20 protein-coding genes are annotated in these 17,864 nt (G+C 51.5%); 18 read left to right on the top strand and 2 right to left on the bottom strand.

Going from position 1 to position 17,864, the window contains the following annotated elements; translation table 11 throughout:
• Nucleotides 1–32: 32 nt before the first annotated feature.
• Nucleotides 33–701 carry an MgtC/SapB family protein gene (locus tag ACFQ03_RS08060; protein ID WP_379287302.1) on the bottom strand — a complete coding sequence of 223 codons (669 nt, stop codon included), beginning with the start codon at nucleotides 699–701 and terminating at the stop codon, nucleotides 33–35.
• Nucleotides 702–1,051: 350 nt separating this feature from the next.
• Here ACFQ03_RS08060 and mug point away from each other — a divergent pair, with 350 nt between their 5' ends.
• The 6 genes from mug to ACFQ03_RS08030 all read left to right on the top strand — a co-directional run bounded on the left by mug (nucleotide 1,052) and on the right by ACFQ03_RS08030 (nucleotide 6,342).
• On the top strand, nucleotides 1,052–1,552 hold the full coding sequence (mug, locus tag ACFQ03_RS08055; protein ID WP_379287300.1) for a G/U mismatch-specific DNA glycosylase: 501 nt from the start codon (nucleotides 1,052–1,054) through the stop codon (nucleotides 1,550–1,552).
• Nucleotides 1,553–1,598: 46 nt separating this feature from the next.
• Nucleotides 1,599–2,096 carry a metallophosphoesterase family protein gene (locus tag ACFQ03_RS08050; protein WP_379287298.1) on the top strand — a complete coding sequence of 166 codons (498 nt, stop codon included), beginning with the start codon at nucleotides 1,599–1,601 and terminating at the stop codon, nucleotides 2,094–2,096.
• Nucleotides 2,097–2,419: 323 nt separating this feature from the next.
• Complete coding sequence (locus ACFQ03_RS08045) at nucleotides 2,420–3,520, top strand: serine hydrolase domain-containing protein (protein ID WP_379287296.1); 1,101 nt, start codon at nucleotides 2,420–2,422, stop codon at nucleotides 3,518–3,520.
• 73 nt (nucleotides 3,521–3,593) lie between these two features.
• Nucleotides 3,594–4,541 carry a GNAT family N-acetyltransferase gene (locus ACFQ03_RS08040; RefSeq protein WP_144932587.1) on the top strand — a complete coding sequence of 316 codons (948 nt, stop codon included), beginning with the start codon at nucleotides 3,594–3,596 and terminating at the stop codon, nucleotides 4,539–4,541.
• Nucleotides 4,542–4,582: 41 nt separating this feature from the next.
• Complete coding sequence (locus ACFQ03_RS08035; RefSeq protein ID WP_379287294.1) at nucleotides 4,583–5,293, top strand: PIG-L deacetylase family protein; 711 nt, start codon at nucleotides 4,583–4,585, stop codon at nucleotides 5,291–5,293.
• A gap of 179 nt (nucleotides 5,294–5,472) precedes the next feature.
• The gene (locus tag ACFQ03_RS08030; protein ID WP_144932591.1) at nucleotides 5,473–6,342 is read left to right on the top strand and encodes an ROK family protein; all 870 of its coding nucleotides are present in this window, start codon (nucleotides 5,473–5,475) and stop codon (nucleotides 6,340–6,342) included.
• Between the two features lie 33 nt (nucleotides 6,343–6,375).
• Here the strand turns inward: ACFQ03_RS08030 and ACFQ03_RS08025 are convergent, their stop codons facing one another.
• Nucleotides 6,376–7,167, bottom strand: a complete 792-nt coding sequence (locus ACFQ03_RS08025) for a protein-glutamine gamma-glutamyltransferase (RefSeq protein ID WP_144932593.1) — start codon at nucleotides 7,165–7,167, stop codon at nucleotides 6,376–6,378.
• A gap of 178 nt (nucleotides 7,168–7,345) precedes the next feature.
• Here ACFQ03_RS08025 and ACFQ03_RS08020 point away from each other — a divergent pair, with 178 nt between their 5' ends.
• From ACFQ03_RS08020 to ACFQ03_RS07965, 12 genes are all read left to right on the top strand, one after another.
• On the top strand, nucleotides 7,346–7,720 hold the full coding sequence (locus tag ACFQ03_RS08020) for a c-type cytochrome (RefSeq protein ID WP_144932595.1): 375 nt from the start codon (nucleotides 7,346–7,348) through the stop codon (nucleotides 7,718–7,720).
• A 144-nt stretch (nucleotides 7,721–7,864) separates the two neighbouring features.
• Nucleotides 7,865–8,137 carry a small, acid-soluble spore protein, alpha/beta type gene (locus ACFQ03_RS08015; RefSeq protein ID WP_150959920.1) on the top strand — a complete coding sequence of 91 codons (273 nt, stop codon included), beginning with the start codon at nucleotides 7,865–7,867 and terminating at the stop codon, nucleotides 8,135–8,137.
• Nucleotides 8,138–8,241: 104 nt separating this feature from the next.
• Nucleotides 8,242–8,910 (top strand): spermine/spermidine synthase domain-containing protein, encoded by a 669-nt coding sequence (locus tag ACFQ03_RS08010; RefSeq protein WP_150959921.1) that lies wholly within the window; start codon nucleotides 8,242–8,244, stop codon nucleotides 8,908–8,910.
• A gap of 866 nt (nucleotides 8,911–9,776) precedes the next feature.
• Nucleotides 9,777–10,652 (top strand): ectoine/hydroxyectoine ABC transporter substrate-binding protein EhuB, encoded by an 876-nt coding sequence (ehuB, locus tag ACFQ03_RS08005; RefSeq protein WP_150959922.1) that lies wholly within the window; start codon nucleotides 9,777–9,779, stop codon nucleotides 10,650–10,652.
• Nucleotides 10,653–10,681: 29 nt separating this feature from the next.
• Nucleotides 10,682–11,335 (top strand): ectoine/hydroxyectoine ABC transporter permease subunit EhuC, encoded by a 654-nt coding sequence (gene ehuC / locus ACFQ03_RS08000; RefSeq protein ID WP_225312696.1) that lies wholly within the window; start codon nucleotides 10,682–10,684, stop codon nucleotides 11,333–11,335.
• Between the two features lie 2 nt (nucleotides 11,336–11,337).
• Entirely contained in the window at nucleotides 11,338–11,988 is a 651-nt protein-coding gene (gene ehuD / locus ACFQ03_RS07995; protein WP_144932603.1) for an ectoine/hydroxyectoine ABC transporter permease subunit EhuD, read from the top strand.
• 78 nt (nucleotides 11,989–12,066) lie between these two features.
• On the top strand, nucleotides 12,067–12,942 hold the full coding sequence (gene ehuA, locus ACFQ03_RS07990) for an ectoine/hydroxyectoine ABC transporter ATP-binding protein EhuA (RefSeq protein ID WP_144932605.1): 876 nt from the start codon (nucleotides 12,067–12,069) through the stop codon (nucleotides 12,940–12,942).
• Nucleotides 12,939–13,442, top strand: a complete 504-nt coding sequence (gene ectA, locus ACFQ03_RS07985; protein ID WP_225312681.1) for a diaminobutyrate acetyltransferase — start codon at nucleotides 12,939–12,941, stop codon at nucleotides 13,440–13,442. Before ehuA ends, ectA begins: the two co-directional genes overlap by 4 nt.
• Nucleotides 13,443–13,459: 17 nt before the next feature.
• Entirely contained in the window at nucleotides 13,460–14,752 is a 1,293-nt protein-coding gene (gene ectB / locus ACFQ03_RS07980; protein ID WP_379287289.1) for a diaminobutyrate--2-oxoglutarate transaminase, read from the top strand.
• Between the two features lie 109 nt (nucleotides 14,753–14,861).
• Nucleotides 14,862–15,248, top strand: coding sequence for an ectoine synthase (locus ACFQ03_RS07975; RefSeq protein WP_150959927.1), 387 nt, complete (start codon nucleotides 14,862–14,864; stop codon nucleotides 15,246–15,248).
• A 136-nt stretch (nucleotides 15,249–15,384) separates the two neighbouring features.
• Entirely contained in the window at nucleotides 15,385–16,290 is a 906-nt protein-coding gene (thpD, locus tag ACFQ03_RS07970) for an ectoine hydroxylase (protein ID WP_144932613.1), read from the top strand.
• Between the two features lie 279 nt (nucleotides 16,291–16,569).
• Nucleotides 16,570–17,859: an MFS transporter gene (locus ACFQ03_RS07965; RefSeq protein WP_379287286.1), complete on the top strand. Its 1,290-nt coding sequence runs from the start codon at nucleotides 16,570–16,572 to the stop codon at nucleotides 17,857–17,859.
• The last annotated feature ends 5 nt before the right edge of the window (nucleotides 17,860–17,864 follow it).

Below are 17,864 nucleotides of genomic sequence, written 5' to 3'. Positions count from 1 at the left end.
TTTCGAAGGCTATGCCACACTTAGTAAGGCATTCAATGCATGTTAACGGTTCTAACTTCATTCACTTCCTGAATCAAGGTCATTAATTGCTGCAGAGTAAGGTGGCTCGGAAGACGGACCACCATTTCCAGCTCGATGACCGGGTCCTCTTTCTTGGACCATTTCTCGGCCTGGAAGTTAAGAATGGCGATGCTCTTGTCGGCCAGAATCCGCTGCAGGGCTTCTACAGCTCCCGGTTGGTCTTCCATACGGACCACCAATTGCTCAGTCTTGGGTCCTTCCAGCCAATTAAAGCGGCCGTGCAGCAGAACCTGCGCAATGAGAATCAACACGGTTACGCTGATTCCGATCCAATACAGCCCCGCCCCTATGGCCATGCCAATTCCGGAGGTAGCCCAGATGCCGGCCGCGGTGGTCAAGCTCTTAACGGTTTGGCGCTGAAGGAAGATCATTCCGGCCCCCAAAAAACTGACGCCGCTAACGACTTGAGCGGCAATACGGGAAGGATCCAGACTTAAATTATCCCAGCCGATCTGATCCTGAAACCCGTATTTGGAGACGAGAATCATCAATGCAGCGCCTACAGAAACCATAAAATGAGTTCGTATCCCCGCATCCTTCATCCGGTTTTTCCTCTCATATCCAATGAGAGCCCCGCATATTCCGGCAACCGTAAGGCGGAGGAGGGATGCTGCCAGCATGTTCATCACTTCCTTTTGCACAAGATATAGAATTCAAATATACGTCCGACGGGTCAGAAAAAGAACAGACAGGGCGATGACGAAGGAATGGTTAGTATTATACTATAAAATGTAAAAAGGAATAAAGGAAAGAAAAAGGGTTGGCTTCTTCAGCTTGGTGTGAGAGCTATACCACAGATAAGCTATAATAAGAAATAACGGCAACCTCTATTATGGCTCAAAGCCTAATTTTGCAACCGTGTTTACAAGAGATCGATATTCATACACAATATAGCAAATAAAGGGAAATTCCTCTATTCGATTGTTTTCCGGAACTCGTTCCAAAACTATTTAATGAAGGAGGCCGCAAGGTGGATACCCTTCCGGATCATTTGCAGAATGGCTTGAAGATTCTGTTCGTGGGATATAATCCGAGCCTGAAATCAGGCGAAACCGGACACCATTATGCCAATCCGAATAACCGTTTCTGGAGAGTGCTGTTTGCCGCCGGGTTAACTTCCAGATTATATTCCCCGGAAGAGGATGGAAAATTGCTCGAGCTCGGGTATGGCTTTACCAATATCGTAGAGCGGCCGACCAGGACGGCGGCGGAAATCGGGAAGGAGGAGTATGAGGAAGGACGTCTTAAGCTGCGTGTCAAAATTGAAAAATATCGGCCGCAGATCGTTTGTTTTGTCGGCAAAGGGGTCTATCAGCAATACAGCGGGAAAAAGAGCGTCTCCTGGGGAGTCCAGACGGAAGCGTCTGTCCCCGGAGTCGTTGATTTCGTAGCCCCTTCAACGAGCGGGCTTGTACGAATGAGCCTGGAGGAAATGACCGCAGTATTCCGTCAGTTGAAGAAGCACCTATAGCACTGAACAAAAATCCAAAGACGCCAAAAAGAAAGGAAGAAGAGAAATGAAAGTAGGAGTCATTTCCGACACACATATGCCCCGTTTTGCGAAGCAGCTTCCGAAAGCGGTAAGAGAAGGACTCGAAGGAGTAGACTTAATCCTCCATGCGGGGGATTGGCAATCGATGTGGGTATATGACGAATTAAGCCTGATCGCGCCTGTGGAAGGAGTTGCCGGCAACACGGACGGCTGGGATATTTATGACCGGTTTGGCCGCCGGAAGGTTATTCAGCTTGGCGGATTCAAGATCGGTCTCGTTCACGGGGACGGCGTCGGCAAGACGACGGAAATCCGGGCATTTGAAGCTTTTAAGGAAGATGCCGTCGATGCGGTCATCTTCGGACATTCGCATGTTCCACTCAATATGAGGCATGAAGGGGTATTGCTGTTTAATCCCGGTTCCCCGACGGACAAGCGCAGGCAGCCGTTATATTCGTTCGGACTAATGACGCTCGGGGAAGAAATCAAGGCCGAACACGTCTTTTTTGAAAGCAAGGATTAGAAGAACTAAGGCGGCCAATCCGGATGGGGCTATTCTATTTGGCGATGACAACATAGAACCTATTGCCATTTCCGATATGAATAAAATCTCGTCCTGCCAAATATTAGTTATAGAGTAGGCCTGTTTTACGGCCGATATTCACCGGGAAAAGATAAATTGTAAATAATATTCTTCGTTGATATTATATATTGAAATATTATTTCCTGGTGTTATAATTGTATCAACTGAAAGCGATGACAAAACGGTACCGGAAGCTTACGAGAACGGCGTCTTGCTTCAAGTCATTGGTTAAGACCAGTTGTAAGAAAAGGATGTGGCAGAAAATGAATTCGCATCTTCGTTATTCCGCGCAGCCGAATACAATCTATGGGTTGACGGCCGCTTTTCGCCTGTTGGACGATGAAGTGGACAGAGGGGAGATTCCAGGAGGGGTTGCTCTTGTCACTCATCAGGGCAAAGTAGCCGGCTCCTATGCCGCCGGATATGCCGTCGATCATGGCGGGGAGAAGGTAAGGGCCGAGGAAACGACGATATACGATTGTGCTTCCTTGACGAAGGTTACGGTAACCCTTCCTTTAGTGCTGCAGAGCATAGGTTATGGACTGGTTCGGCTGGATGATCCGGTGGCCCGGTTCCTTCCCGAATTCGGAACGAACGGGAAAGAGCATATTACGATCAGGCATTTGTTGATTCATACCTCGGGACTGCCGGCGCATCAGAAATTTTACCTGCATGGCTGGACACCGGAGGAGATCATCGGAGCCATTTGCAGACTCCCTCTGGAATACAAGTCCGATTCGAAAATCGTGTACAGCGATCTCGGGTATATGCTTCTGGGGCATATCGCCGCCCAAGTATTTGGAGATTCCCTGGATCGGGTGGCCAGCGAGCAGATTTTCAATCCGTTGGGCATGAAGGACACCGCATACTGCCCTCCGGAAGATTGGAAGCCGCGGATAGCGGCTACCGAATACACTGAGCTGCTGGAACGATGCAAAAGAGGTGAGGTTCACGATGAGAATGCCTATGCGATGGGAGGAATTAGCGGTCACGCCGGTTTATTCTCCACCGCAGGCGATCTGGCAAAGTACGCCATGATGTGGCTGAACGGAGGACGAACGGAAGACGGCCGCGCGGTGATTCCCGAGGCTTGCGTCCAGGTATCTATAGGGACCCACACCCTTGCATTATCCGGCCGCAGAGGGCTGGGCTGGGTGTTGAAGGGTGACAAAATGGATGTATCCGGTGATCTATTCTCGGATTCCGCCTATGGTCATACCGGATTTACGGGAGTCAGCCTGACGATAGACCCGGAGCGTGACATCAGCGCCATTCTGCTGACCAATCGGGTGCATTACGGAAGAGACAAATCGGTGGCCCGGTTAAGAGCATGCTTTCATAATGCGGTTGCAGCATCCTTTTGATCCAACATTCGCGGAATATTCTTGCCCCACAGTCTTTCAGAAGAGGTTCGGAAATAATAGGAGGCCATAACCTATGATCGCTTACCGAAGCTATAAGCCTGGAGACGAATCGTCCATTGTTGAACTCTGGAACCGGTGTTTGACTTGCGACCCGGTGACTGACGAGAGATTTCGCAATCTCGTGCTGCTTGACGCCAATTTTGACCCCGAAGGCCTGCGAGTGGCTCAATCCGGCGACCGCCTGCTCGGCTGCGTCTATGCCGTTCGCCGTCTTCTCCCAATGCATGGAACGGATTTGGAGCCTTCCTCCGGATGGATCCCGTTCTTCTTCGTGGCTCCCGAAGCCAGGCGGCAAGGGGTCGGGACCCGGCTGTTGAATGAAGGCTTGCTATGGCTGCAATCTTTGCAGCGGACGCAGGTCTATTTTGCGTCGTATGCGCCCAATTATATCGTTCCGGGCTTGGATGAAGCCCATTATCCGGAAGGCTATGCATTCTTGCTGCACAACGGGTTTACCCGGCTCTATTCGCCGGTGGCGATGGATTATTCGCTGGTCGGGCTGAGCGTGCCGGAGGACGTTTCGGTTCTGAAGCAGAAGCGGATGGAGGAAGGGTATGTGTTCCGCCAGGCGCAGGACAGGGACTTATATGAACTTATTCAGTTCGCCACGGGTGTTTTCAATCCGGATTGGGGAAGAGCGATTCGGGAGGGGGTGCTTCGCGGCCTTCCGTTGTCCAATATCCATATTGTGCGAGACCGCGGCAAGCTGGTCGGTTTCAGCATGCATGGCGGGTATGAGGGCGTCGCCGAGCGCTTCGGTCCTTTCGGGGTAGACCCTGGCCAGCAGGGCAAGGGTTTGGGCAAAATTCTGCTGTACGATTGTCTGGTATCCATGAGGGCTCAGGGACTGCATGGGGCGTGGTTTCTCTGGACGGGAGAACAAACCGCCGCAGGCCATTTGTATAAAAAAACGGGCTTTACGGTCACCCGAACCTTCCATGTCATGTCCAAACCTCTATAGGACATTATCCAAATAATATATCGTAAAGGAGAATGAGAACGATGAGCGGTGAGAAGAAATCCCATATTTTGGCGATTAGCGCACATGCGGGGGATATGGATCTGACGGCGGGCGCGGTGTTGGCCAAATATACCCAGGAAGGCCATAAAGTGACGATGCTGCACCTGACACCAGGGGAGAAGGGGCATCCCCGGCTTACCCCCGATGAATACCGCAAGCAAAAAATCGAAGAGGCTTATCAATTCGCGGACATTATTGGTGCTGAGGTGCGTTTTTTTGACTATAAGGATGCCGAGCTGCCGGTGGACGAAAAAATTAAATACGAGGTAGCGGACGTTATACGGGAGGTGAAGCCGGACATCATTATTACCCATTGGAAAAACAGCATACATAAAGATCATTCCAACACTTATTCCATCGTACAGGATGCGCATTTTTACGCCGCGTTAAAAACGATTGAAAGAGAGCTTCCGGCCCACTATACCCGACGCATGTATTTCGCCGAGAATTGGGAGGATATGGAGGGGTTCGAGCCGGAGGTCTTCGTCGATATTCCCGAGGATGCTTTCGAGACGTGGGTCAAGGGCATGAATGCCTACGCTTTTGCACGGGGTGAAACCTACGGATTCCCATACATTGAATATTATAAGGCGTTAACGATCGTGCGGGGAGCCCCGGTCAATTTCAAACGGGCCCAGGCGTTCGCCGTGCCCAAAGGAGCTTTGAACAGACGTTCCCAATGGCTGGATTGATCAGCTTATAATTTTATGGAGTACTAAAGATAGAAGCGTTTTCCAGACATAAAAGGTTGCTCCCGGGAACTGGCAATGAAAAGTCAAAAAACGGCCCATTTTCCGTTCTTCATAGGGGCCGTTTTTTCTGTATAATATTAAAGGCGGATTGTTTAACTGGAAAGGAAGAGAGTTGGAGAATGAAGATTCTAGGAGCAATAGAAGCGGGGGGGACGAAGTTTGTCTGCGGGATCGGTACCGAGTCCGGGGAAATTTTGGACAAGGTCAGTTTTCCGACGACTACTCCGAATGAAACCTTGGCTCAGGTGGAGGAGTATTTCCGTAACAAGACTATAGCCGCACTTGGAATCGGTTCCTTCGGTCCCATTGACCCGCGTCCGGGAAGCCCGACTTACGGTTATGTCACAAGCACCCCGAAGCCGCATTGGGGCGGTTTTAATCTTCTGGGAGAGCTCCGCAAGCATTTCGATGTTCCGATAGGCTTCGATACGGACGTGAATGGAGCCGTACTAGGCGAGGCCAAATTCGGGGCGGCCCGGGGGCTGGATAATTGCCTGTACATAACGGTTGGAACGGGAATCGGGGCAGGTGCTTTGGTCAACGGTCAGCTCATCCATGGCCTGTCGCATCCGGAAATGGGGCATATTATCGTACGCAGACACCCGCAGGACCAGTATGAAGGACATTGTCCCTATCATAAGGACTGCCTGGAAGGATTAGCCGCGGGACCGGCGATAGAGGCGCGCTGGGGTGTGAAGGGATCGGAGCTGGGAACCGATCACCTGGCTTGGGCTATCGAGGCCGATTATCTGGCCCAGGCCCTCGTTAATTACATTCTCATACTGGCCCCGCAGAAGATCATTATGGGAGGCGGCGTCATGAAGCAGCAGCAGTTATTTCCTCTTGTCCGCAGCCGGCTTCTTGAATGGCTTAACGGCTATGTCCAGCATGAGGCCGTTCTGAACGCTGCGGAGGATTACATTGTGCCGCCTGGTCTGGGAGATAACGCGGGCCTCTGTGGAGCATTGGCTCTCGCTGCGCAAGCATGACCTGGAGACAGGAGCGCAATCGGCAATGACTAATCAAATGGGATATGTATTTCTGCCGATTCGGGCGACCGCGGGACGATAACCTGCCGAGACCCGGTACAAGTATAAGTATCCGGGGTTGGTAGCCTGGTTCAATAAATGAGCGCTGCGGGTGGCCCCGCGCCGGCGATGCCGGTTCAGTGACATAATGATACCGGCCGCATCTCTTATCCCGATCCCATGGCCGAAATACAGCCCGTTGCCGAGATTGACGGCATTCTCCCCCTGCCACTCCGGCTTCAAGGGGTCAACATCGGGATTGTCGAAATAAAGCACGTCTGCCGGGAGGAATTCGCTTGTACGCACGGTGCGGACGGCCAAATCTCTGTCGTATTCCCAGCTAAACAGGTAGAGGTTGGCAAACAGCCGATCGAACAACTCGTCCGGAATGACGTTCAGTACCGCTTTGTAGTATAGAATGATGATGGCTGTTGCACATTCGAATGAGTACAGATGACCATTCCAATAAATATCCCGAATGGCTGCGGAGGGGCGGACATTGCCGCGCAGCCGGAATCCTCCTTGCGGGGTCAGTATCCAATAAGCCGGATTGCAGCGGGAATTGTCGAAGTCGGCAAAGCTGACATTGCTTTGTTCCATGCCGATGGATTCGTCCATAATGGAAATCCTCAGCCGGATTTCAAACTCCAGTTCTTCCGGTCTGGTATACGAATAGACCGTTTGGTGAGCAGCCATTTGGGACAAAATATGGTGTGCGGGAGCCGTCTGGCTCCAGTGCGCCGGCAGACGGTTTGGATCAACATGTACTCCAGCAATTGAAATCATGGGCTTCCTCCGGATATAATGATAGTGTTTAACAAATCATATGTGGAGGACCGTTATTTATTCATTCCTTCCATATGTTTTACGCGATTGCTCAATCGCGCTTTATGGCTGGCTCAAACGGAGCACTGTACAGAGCCTGGATAAAGGTGGTATGATTACAGTAAGGAGGGACGAGGACATGTACAAATGGGCCATGGCTGCATTATGCGCCTGTGCGGTCGTACTGGGTTTATCCGGTCTTGTGTATGCGGTAAACCAGAATGCAACGGAGATCGCTAAAGAAAAAGCGGAAGCAGAAGCTCCGGAAAATAACGCACCGGTAGATGCGGAGGCTGCTGAAGCAGTTTATAAGAAAACGTGCTTGAGCTGTCATGGGGGCAACTTGGAAGGCGGAGCCGGACCTAGTCTGGAAACCGTTGGAGCCAAGTTGGATCGCAACAAAATTCGCCTGAAAATTATGAATGGCGTAAGCCCGATGATGCCTGCTTTCAAAGGTCAGCTGGAAGACGCGGAGATTGCGAACTTGGCTGGCTGGTTGGCAGAGCACAAATAGATGCGTGACATGCAGTGGGCATTATAGTAAACATAGTTATTAAAAAGCAACGCGGGTTTATGGACCTGCGTTGTTTTTTTGTTGTAAGGGGGAAAGCTAACGCTAAAGATTATCCACTCTAATATGCAATAGGAGGAATGATTCATGGCGAGAAGAAGGCGGCTGCTGGTTCCGGAAGCGGGACAAGGATTGAACCAGTTAAAGTCTGAGGTAATGAGGAGGGAAGGCTACCGGGTCAATCCCGCAAGGCCCGATGAAGTGAAATATGAGGTGGCTGATTCCCTTGGGATTCAAATGAACCGGGACGGCAACGGACAAATGAAAACCGAGGATGCGGGCAAAATTGGAGGAAAAATTGGCGGGGCTATGGTTAAGGAAATGATTCAGAAAGCCAAGGAGCAGTTGAACCGAAAATAAAAGTGGAACCCGGTGCCCGCCGGATGATACTTGAAGCCTTGTGAATAACTATATACAATGGTAGGAAAACAAAGGATGGAATCCTTTGGTAAAAGGAGCAAGGTATGAACAGAAATCAATCGGCGGGTATACTGGAAAGATTGGAGCGCCATTCTTCGCCCCGAGGCGACATTCAATTGCAAAAGCGAGGGCAGCACTTCGAAATCATCAGCAACGGAACTTTCCTGATGGCGACCTATAACGGAGCATCGGAACGGCTGTTGGTCCAAGCTGCCCTTGATTGCTGTGAGAATCCGGCTCAGGTGCTGATCGGCGGGCTCGGGGTCGGTTTTTCTCTTGCGGAAGCATTGCGGGACGATCGGGTCGAGCGAGCGACCGTCGTGGAGATCGAAGAGGCTGTCCTGGCATGGAATCGCTCTTACCTCATAGAGTTAAACCATAATGCGCTGTACGATCCAAGAGCCGAGGCTATTCACGCCGATTTGATCGAATGGTTGGCCGGCTGCGCGAGATTATTTGATGTAATCTGTCTTGATATTGATAACGGGCCGGATTGGATGGTATATGAGGAGAACGGGGCACTCTATAATAATAGCGGGCTGACGCTGCTTGGCAGCAGGCTGAACCCCGGCGGAGTCGTTTCCTTCTGGAGCGCTTCCTCCGCACCGGACTTCGAAGCACGGCTAAGAGAGTTTTTCCCCAGCGTTCAGCGAATGACGGTCGATCAACAGAAGGGAGAACCCGATTACATCTATTTGGCGAAGAAAGAATAATAGCGCAATAGATAGGCGCTCCCGAAAAACACGCGAGACAGAGGATGTCAAACATTCTCTGTCTCTTTTTTTTGAAATTAAGAAAGAATCTCCTTATGCCTGTTCTTATATTTCATCGGTAAACGCGCCTGTTGTCAGGAAGGAGATAGCCGTTTATCCTTGATCGTTATTTCATGACGGACGTTATCTGTTCACTTCCCCGCAGCTCCATTGCTCGGCATTTCTTTAACCGGGTCATTCTCCGCTTCAGATTCTTTGACTGTTATCCCAACGGCTCAGTCATATTCGTGCTGTGCTGGAAACCAAACGTTTTCATTCTAGCGTCCTTTTGGCTGTTATCCCCTTCGCTCAGTTTTACGTTGGCCTTACTGATGGGTCAGGGTTTTATTTCATCTGGAAGCTTTAAAGAGGGAGAACCAGTCTTTAAAGATGGGAAAGTATGAAAAAGTAGGCGGATTGATCAACGATAGGGGACATCTGTTCTTTCTGAGGCAACGGGATAACGGTCAGAAACCGGGCGAAAGAAGGAGATTCGGACGAAATTAGCAGTAAAATTCTTTCCCTTCGGGGCTGCTTACGCTGGACATTGCCGGGCACAGAGCGAGCGGAAAGCGATGGTTTGTCATAGAACTTGACATGAATAGGCTGGATTTCTAGGAGAATTGCCCGAATTGGAAAAGCCATCCTGCCGGATCTATGAGGATTTGGGAGGATATGGGTTGAATAAAAGGGATAGGTCAGGTAATCTTCCATCACCCCGCATGAGCCGGTCTCTGGATAGATAATCCCGGGATATGAAGGATGAGATATCCGCGAGGGAATGTTACCATAAGACACGTACAAAAAATAATAGAAGGGAGACAGATATGAGAAAAAAGTTAGGCACTCTGCTGCTGGCCGCTTGTCTGGGACTGACGGCAGGGTGCGGGAACGGGAATAAGGATGCCGCTCAGAATGAAAACACGTTGGAAAAGGCGCAGCGCCAAGGTTATGTCAGTATCGGGTTTGCTAACGAGAATCCATATGCTTATGCAACCCCTGACGGGCAATTGACGGGGGAAGCCGTTGAGGTCGCCCGAGTCATTCTCAACAATCTGGGAATTGAAGAGATGGATGGCGTTCTGACGGAATTCGGGTCATTGATTCCCGGTCTGCAGGCCAAGCGGTTCGATATCATTACCGCAGGCATGTTCATTAACGAGGAGCGGAGCAAGGAAGTTGCTTTTGCCAATCCTGAGTACAGTATTGGCGAGGCGATTGCCGTTGCCAAGGGCAATCCTCATAACCTCCATAGCTATGAAGATATTAAAGAAAATCCAGAGGTAAAAGTGGCGGTCATGGTCGGCGCAATCGAAATAGACTACTTGAAGAAAGTAGGCGTCGCTGACAATCAGATCGTAACTGTACCTGATCAACCCTCTGCTATTTCCGCGCTTCAGTCCAATCGAGTCCAAGCCGTTACGATGACGGGGCCATCCCTTCAGGCAATGCTCGATTCGACCAAAGATCCCAACATAGAAAGAGTCGCCGATTTCGAACAACCGGTCATTGATGGTAAAAGTGTCCGGGGGTATGGTGCGGCTGCATTCCGTAAAGAAGATACCGCATTCCGCGAAGCCTTCAACGCTGAACTCGAAAAGCTGAAGGAATCCGGGGAATTGCTGAAAATATTGGAGCCCTTCGGCTTCACAGAAGATGAGCTTCCTGGAGACATGACTGCTGAGGAAGCGGCTAAACCGTAAGTTTATGGAACATTAAAGGAGTGGTCCTTATCGATTCTTGGGCGGACTTTCTCCCGACATTAATGCGCGGTGTCAAGATAACACTGCTGGTCACGATCTATTCTACGATCTTTGCCTTTGTTATGTCGTTTATTGCCGGCTTCGGGAGATTGTCGAAATTTCGTATCATTCGATGGGTTACAGTAATTTATGTGGAGATTTTTCGCGGAACCTCTCTGCTGGTTCAATTGTTCTGGATTTATTTCGCTCTGCCGATGCTTATCGATGTCAGGGTGTCGGCCCTTATGGCATCCGTGCTGGCACTGGGCTTGAATTCCGGAGCTTATGGCTCTGAAGTGGTAAGGAGCTCTATTCTGGCCGTCCCCCGGGGACAGACGGAAGCGACGATTGCTCTTAACATGACCCCGGGACAGCGGATGAGGCTCGTGATCCTGCCTCAGGCATTTGTCCGCATGCTTCCGGCGTTCGGGAATCTGTTAATCGAGCTGTTAAAAGGGACTTCGCTCGTATCTTTTATCACGGTGATGGACCTGACTTATCAAGGAATGATCTTACGATCCTATTCCAATTACCACACCACCGAAATATTTATCATGCTGCTCGTTATTTACTTCATAATCGCGTATGTCCTGACACTCATCGTGCGCTGGTTTGAAAAAAGAGCGGCTGCAGGGAGGTCATAATCATGTGGAACTGGGATTATGCCCTGGATATCCTGCCGAAGATGCTGCATGCCCTTCCGATCACCATCGCGGCTACGCTGGCCGGTTTCGCCATTGCCTCGTTGTTCGGATTGCTGCTCGCCGTCATGCGACGTTCCCGGTATAAGCTCATATCCTATCCGGTCATCGGTTTTGTGGAATTTATCCGGAATACGCCTTTATTGGTACAGTTGTTTTTCTTGTTCTACGCATTGCCGCAATTTGGAATCGCCTTGTCCCCTTTCTTCTGTGGAGTCATTGGACTGGGACTGCATTACAGCACATATATGTCCGAGGTGTACCGGTCCGGCATTGAAGCGGTAGACCGGGGGCAATGGGAAGCCTCGACCGCTCTCAATTTTACCAAGGGTCAGATATGGCTGCGGGTCATTCTCCCACAAGCCATCCCGCCGATCATTCCGGTAATGGGAAACTATCTGATCGTCATGTTCAAGGAAACCCCGCTGTTGTCCGCGATAACCGTTGTCGAGCTGATGACGACCGCCAAATCGCTTGGCTCGCAGTCGTTCCGTTATGTGGAGGTTTTCACGCTGGCCGGTTTGTTATTCCTCGTTCTGAGCTATGCTTCATCGCTTGTAGTTCGCACATTCGAGCTCAAGCTGAATCGCAGATAGAAGAGAAGATCTGTAAGGAAATAAGGGGTTGTACTATTCATTAACCAAGTATTCATATTGAAAAAGGCGGTGATAGAAATGGAATCCGATTCCGGGATTCAAGTAATCGAAAGGGACGGTCTCTCGGCCCTGCAAGGGAAAAGTCCGGCTGGACCGGAGACGTCTTCTCCCATCGTGCGCTATCGCAAGGTCAGCATATCGTTCGGGGATCATCAAGTGCTGAACGAGATTGATCTGGATATTACCCCCGGCGAGAAGGTCGCGGTAATCGGGCCGAGCGGCTCGGGCAAAACGACGCTTGCCCGAATCTTGATGACACTTGAGGAGCCTACCTCCGGGGTGATCGAGGTGGAAGGGGAGCCATTATGGCATAAGGAGGTCAAAGGGCGCCTCGTAAGGGCGGATGAGAAGCATCTGCACCGGGTGCGAAGCAAGATCGGAATGGTATTTCAGCACTTCAACCTGTTTCCGCATATGACGATTTTGCGCAACGTGACGGAGGCCCCGATCCACGTGCTTAAGGTTCCGAAGAAGGAAGCCAGACAGAAGGCGATGGAAATGCTGGATAAGGTCGGCCTGGCCGATAAAGCGGATCAATATCCCGCCCAACTGTCCGGAGGGCAGAAGCAGCGGGTAGCGATTGCCCGAGCCCTCGTCATGCAGCCCAAGGTGATGCTGTTCGACGAACCGACATCCGCGCTTGATCCGGAGCTGGTAGGCGAGGTATTGAAGGTGATCAAGGATATCGCCCTGGAGGGAGAGATGGCCATGCTGCTGATCACTCACGAGATGGACTTCGCCAGAGACATTGCCGACCGCGTAGTGTTTACCGATGGAGGCTCCATCGTTGAGCAGGGGCCGCCCCGCCAGCTGTTCGAAAACCCGCAAAGCGATCGGCTGCAAGCTTTCCTTAGCCGGTTTCGCAACGGATACAGCGGGGGGACGTCCGCGTGAGCGAGGTCCGCTTCAGGAAACCGCAGGCAGAGGACGGGGCAAGAATATGGGAATTGGTTCGCCAAAGCCGGGTGTTAGATGTCAATTCCATCTATTGCTACATCATGTTGTGCCGCTATTTTGCGGAAACCTGCGTCATTGCCGAGAAGGAAGGTGAGCTGACGGGATTTGTTACTTCCTGCCCCGTACCCGGGAGCCGGGACACACTGTTTGTATGGCAGATCGGAGTGGCCGAGTCCGAAAGGGGCCAGGGGGTCGGCCGGAGACTGCTGGAGGAACTTCTGAAGAGAGAAAGCTGCCGGGACATCCGGTATCTGGAAACGACCATTTCCCCTTCCAATGGTCCCTCCAGAGCGCTGTTCGCCCGGTTAACGGACAGTTTGGAAACGAAAATGGTGGAAGCCGGAGGGTTTCCGGCCCAGATGTTCCCGGGGGAGGAGCATGAAGAGGAGAAGCTGTACCGGATCGGCCCCATTGCAACGACTATTTTAAAATCATAAGGAGGAATGCCGCCGTTATGGTCCATGTTGCGGATGAAAAGAAGCCGGAATTGCATGTATTTGAAAAGCTGGAATCCGAAGTAAGGAGCTACTGTCGAAGCTTTCCCACAGTATTTGCCAAGGCGCGCAACGAGAAGCTGTGGGACCGGGAAGGACGAGAGTACATCGACTTTTTCGCTGGAGCGGGGACATTGAATTACGGGCATAACAATCCCCGGATCAAACAGAAGCTGATCGAATACTTAATGAATGACGGAGTGACTCATAGCCTCGACATGGCGACGGAAGCCAAAGAAGGGTTGCTGCAGAAATTCGAGCAAATGATTCTGTCTCCGCGCGGGATGGACTATAAAGTGATGTTCCCCGGGCCGACCGGAGCGAATTCGGTCGAAAGCGCATTGAAGCTGGCCCGTAAAATAACGGGACGTCAGACGGTCATAAGCTTCACCAACGCGTTCCACGGAATGACCCTCGGTGCCCTGGCCGTCACCGGCAACAAGTTTAAACGGCAGGGGGCCGGTGTCCCGCTTCATTATACGGTATCGATGCCGTTCGACGGATACTACGGAGAAGAGGTCGATACGACGGAGTATATCGAGCGGTATCTGGAGGACAACGGCAGCGGGGTCTCCTTGCCGGCCGCGATTATTCTGGAGACCGTTCAGGGGGAAGGCGGCATTAATGTGGCCAGCTTCGAATGGCTGCGCCGAATTGAGGACATTTGCCGCAGGTATGAAATTCTGCTTATTGTCGACGATATTCAGGCCGGCTGCGGAAGGACCGGGACGTTCTTCAGCTTCGACGAAGCCGGAATTACGCCGGATATCATCTGCCTGTCCAAGGCCATCGGAGGCTTCGGCCTGCCGTTAGCCCTCACCCTGTTCCGCTCCGACCTCGATATCTGGGAGCCGGGGGAGCATAACGGTACCTTCCGGGGCAACAATCTGGCATTCATTGCGGCAGCGGAAGCACTCGATTATTGGGAGAGCGGTTCCTTGGAGAAGGAAGTGTCGGCTAAGAGCGAGCGGGTCCGTCAGCGTCTGGAGGAAATCGTCCGCTCGAATCCATCGCTGCAGGCGGCAAGACGGGGCCGCGGGCTGTTTCAAGGAATTGCCTTTCCACAGCCTGGAATGGCCGAGGAAGTTTGCGCCGAAGCTTTCCAAAAAGGCCTCATAATGGAAACGTCCGGTCCGGACAGCGAAGTGGCGAAGGTCATGCCTCCGCTAACGGTTGGCCATGAAGCTCTGGAGCGGGGGCTGGATATTTTCCGGGACAGTGTGGATGCCGTTTCACGACGTCATGTGAAGTAATTCCGGAATTCCGGGAATGGACTTCGGACAACAGAACAGCGGGTGAACTTCAATCGGATTATGCAGCTATATTTCTTGATATCGGAGTAAAGAGAGGAGAGCGGAGATAATGATTGTACGCCAATTGGATGAGATCATCGGAACGGATAACGACGTAGATACTCCTACTTGGAACAGCCGCAGGCTGCTGCTGCAGAAGGACGGAATGGGATTTTCGCTGCATGACACGATTATTAAGGCGGGAACCGAAACGTTCATTTGGTATAAAAATCACGTGGAAGCCGTCTATTGCATTGAAGGGGAAGGCGAAATAGAGGTGAAGGAAACCGGGAGGGTGTACCCGCTGAAAGCGGGAACCGTATATGCGCTGGATGGCCATGAGAAGCATTATTTGCGGGCGACCAAAGATATGCGGATGGTCTGTGTATTCAACCCGCCTTGTACGGGGCGTGAAGTGCATGATGAAGAAGGAACATACCCGGTGCTTGCCGATTAAAAAATAATTTGTGGGGAATCGCTGTTCAGGAGAAAAGAAAGGGCAGAGGAAGCAGGCGGGGACCATACTGTTAGCCCTGCCTGCGCCGCTAGCCAGGGAGTCGTCTATCGCGATTATTTCGAAGGAGGAGATTGTGATGAGTAACACGAATACGGCCTTAAATCGTAACGATAACCAGATCGACCTTTATCCATCGAGGATTCACGATAAACCAACCATTACGAGCCGCAAGGATCCGGTCGTCTATCCGGATGCCGGGTTTACCGGGCCTTTGAGCAAGGAACAGCTTGATTTCTTCGAGCGGAACGGTTATTTGTTCCTGGATTCGTTCTTCTCGGAGGAAGAGACAGCCGGGCTGAAGGAGGAGCTGAATAAAGTCTGGCAAGAAAGCGCCGACCGGCGTGTACCGGAAGTCATTCGCGAGCCGGGAGGGGATGAAGTTCGCTCCGTCTTCGCTGTACATCGTGACAATGAGATCTTCCGGGAGCTGTCGCGAAATTCCAGAATTGTAGGAGCGGTGCAGCAAATTCTCGGCAGCGAAGCTTATATCCACCAATCGCGGATCAATTTCAAGCCGGGCTTTACAGGCAAAGAATTTTACTGGCACTCCGATTTTGAAACCTGGCACGTGGAGGACGGAATGCCTCGAATGAGAGCGCTTAGCTGCTCCGTCGCTTTGGAAGACAATTATGCGTATAACGGTGCGCTTATGGTCGTTCCGGGCTCCCATAAGCATTACATCTCGTGCGTAGGCCGAACCCCGGACGAAAATTATAAATCTTCCCTGCGCAAGCAAATTTACGGGGTGCCGGACAACGACAGCCTGAAGTGGCTTGTCGAACAAGGCGGCATTGAGATGCCGACCGGCAAAGCCGGCTCCATACTGCTGTTTGACTGCAACATTATGCACGGATCCAACAGCAACATTACTCCCTATCCCAGAAGCAACGTATTCATGGTGTATAACAGCGTGGAAAACAAGCTGGTTGCGCCGTATTCCGGCCAGAAGCCGAGGCCCGACTACATAGCGACCCGCGACTAGATAAGGCGCACGCACAGCATAATCCGGACGGAAAATTCATTTCTGTCCGGATTTTTTTGAAAATATAAGAAGTATAAGTTTTCATCTATACCTGTTCTTCTATTTCATCGGTAAACGCGCCCGTCCTAAGGACGGCGATAGCCGTTTATCCTTGCGAGTAAGGGAATGATTGACCGGAAGCATCGGAGAATCGTATAATAATTGGAAAATAGTTCCTGTGATTGATCGCCTCCCGAAGTACCTGCAAGGCTACCCGATAAGGACTTGGAGGAAAGAACCATGAAGAAGCTTGGGATCAACTCCCCTTACACCTATGCGCTTGGAATGCTGGCCATGATGATTCCCGTTCAGGCGTTCAGCTCCTTCTACAGCTATTATTATATTGACAAGCTGGGACTGGGAGTAGGTTTGGCTACTTTGGCCCGCACTATCTATATGGTGTGGGATGCGGTGAATGATCCGATTCTCGGGTATTTGTCCGACGGCACCAGAACCCGTTGGGGGCGCCGCAAGCCCTGGATTATGGCGGCCATCCCTTTATTTATGGCTTCTTTTGTCTTCATTTTTTCCGCTCCGCAGGGGACGGGGGACCGGCAGCTTTTTACATGGTTTCTCATTGCTCTTATTGTTTATGAAAGCGTTGCCGCCATCCTGTGGGTAAATTACGGCGCCCTGTTTCCGGAGCTGTTTCGCGGAGACCGGCTGCGGGCCAAAGCTTCGGCGATTCAGCAAGGCTATCAGATTGTGGCGATCCTGATAGGCACAGCGCTTACTCCGGTCATATTTGCCTGGATCGGTTTTTCCGGTATGGCCTGGATCTATGCCTCTGTTTTCGCTGTATTGATGCTCCTCTGCATGATGACTGTGCAGGAAGATGAAGAAGCGCGGAAGGAACCCCCGCTCAAGATGCTGGCCGCTTTCCGCGAAACCTTCAAGAACAAGACGTTTTGGATATTTAATATCGCCAACTCTTTCGCCCAAACCGTCAATGGTCTCCTCAGCTCGGCGATCCCCTTCTATGCCAAATATTCGCTTCATATTCCCGAATCTCAGGTTTCTGTGCTGCTCGCGGCCGTTTTTCTGTCGGTTATCCCTCTGGTTGCTTTTTGGTATTGGGTCGTCCGCAAGCTCGGCGGGCTCAGAGGCTGGCGCTTCGCCTTGCTTGTCTATGCGCTATCCGTTATTCCGTTATGGTTTGCGAAGGGGCTCGGGGGAGGCATTGCGGCGGGAATTGTCGTTGGGCTGGGAATGTCCGGTTTTCTGGTTACTCCTGCTGTCCTGAATGGACAAATTGTGGACCGCGATTATGAGAAAACCGGACGCCGAAGAGAGGGCATTTATAATGCGGTGGGGGGATTTATCACCCGTTCCAGCGGCTTGCTGTCGGCCCTCGCCTTCTGGTGCGTCGGCTTGCTGTTCGGCTATGTCAGCGGGAACGACCCCGGTCCGAATGCGGATCAGGCGTTCCGGACCTTGATCAGCGTGATTCCCTTCCTTCTGCTTACTATCTCGTACTTGGTATCTTTATTGCTTAAAGCCAGCGACAATCCAACCCGTCACACGGAATAGGAGGG

The organism is Paenibacillus residui (genome assembly GCF_042677205.1).
Taxonomy (GTDB): domain Bacteria; phylum Bacillota; class Bacilli; order Paenibacillales; family NBRC-103111; genus Paenibacillus_L; species Paenibacillus_L residui.
This window is presented reverse-complemented; position numbering and strand designations above follow the sequence as displayed.

What these genes read in the sequence shown, in the direction of transcription:
- ACFQ03_RS08060 (WP_379287302.1), bottom strand. Translation starts at nt 701, where the DNA reads ATGCTGGCAGCATCCCTCCTCCGCCTTACGGTTGCCGGAATATGCGGG.
- ACFQ03_RS08050 (WP_379287298.1), top strand. Translation starts at nt 1,599, where the DNA reads ATGAAAGTAGGAGTCATTTCCGACACACATATGCCCCGTTTTGCGAAG.
- ACFQ03_RS08045 (WP_379287296.1), top strand. Translation starts at nt 2,420, where the DNA reads ATGAATTCGCATCTTCGTTATTCCGCGCAGCCGAATACAATCTATGGG.
- ACFQ03_RS08040 (WP_144932587.1), top strand. Translation starts at nt 3,594, where the DNA reads ATGATCGCTTACCGAAGCTATAAGCCTGGAGACGAATCGTCCATTGTT.
- ACFQ03_RS08035 (WP_379287294.1), top strand. Translation starts at nt 4,583, where the DNA reads ATGAGCGGTGAGAAGAAATCCCATATTTTGGCGATTAGCGCACATGCG.
- ACFQ03_RS08030 (WP_144932591.1), top strand. Translation starts at nt 5,473, where the DNA reads ATGAAGATTCTAGGAGCAATAGAAGCGGGGGGGACGAAGTTTGTCTGC.
- ACFQ03_RS08025 (WP_144932593.1), bottom strand. Translation starts at nt 7,167, where the DNA reads ATGATTTCAATTGCTGGAGTACATGTTGATCCAAACCGTCTGCCGGCG.
- ACFQ03_RS08020 (WP_144932595.1), top strand. Translation starts at nt 7,346, where the DNA reads ATGTACAAATGGGCCATGGCTGCATTATGCGCCTGTGCGGTCGTACTG.
- ACFQ03_RS08015 (WP_150959920.1), top strand. Translation starts at nt 7,865, where the DNA reads ATGGCGAGAAGAAGGCGGCTGCTGGTTCCGGAAGCGGGACAAGGATTG.
- ACFQ03_RS08010 (WP_150959921.1), top strand. Translation starts at nt 8,242, where the DNA reads ATGAACAGAAATCAATCGGCGGGTATACTGGAAAGATTGGAGCGCCAT.
- ehuB (WP_150959922.1), top strand. Translation starts at nt 9,777, where the DNA reads ATGAGAAAAAAGTTAGGCACTCTGCTGCTGGCCGCTTGTCTGGGACTG.
- ehuD (WP_144932603.1), top strand. Translation starts at nt 11,338, where the DNA reads ATGTGGAACTGGGATTATGCCCTGGATATCCTGCCGAAGATGCTGCAT.
- ehuA (WP_144932605.1), top strand. Translation starts at nt 12,067, where the DNA reads ATGGAATCCGATTCCGGGATTCAAGTAATCGAAAGGGACGGTCTCTCG.
- ectB (WP_379287289.1), top strand. Translation starts at nt 13,460, where the DNA reads ATGGTCCATGTTGCGGATGAAAAGAAGCCGGAATTGCATGTATTTGAA.
- ACFQ03_RS07975 (WP_150959927.1), top strand. Translation starts at nt 14,862, where the DNA reads ATGATTGTACGCCAATTGGATGAGATCATCGGAACGGATAACGACGTA.
- thpD (WP_144932613.1), top strand. Translation starts at nt 15,385, where the DNA reads ATGAGTAACACGAATACGGCCTTAAATCGTAACGATAACCAGATCGAC.
- ACFQ03_RS07965 (WP_379287286.1), top strand. Translation starts at nt 16,570, where the DNA reads ATGAAGAAGCTTGGGATCAACTCCCCTTACACCTATGCGCTTGGAATG.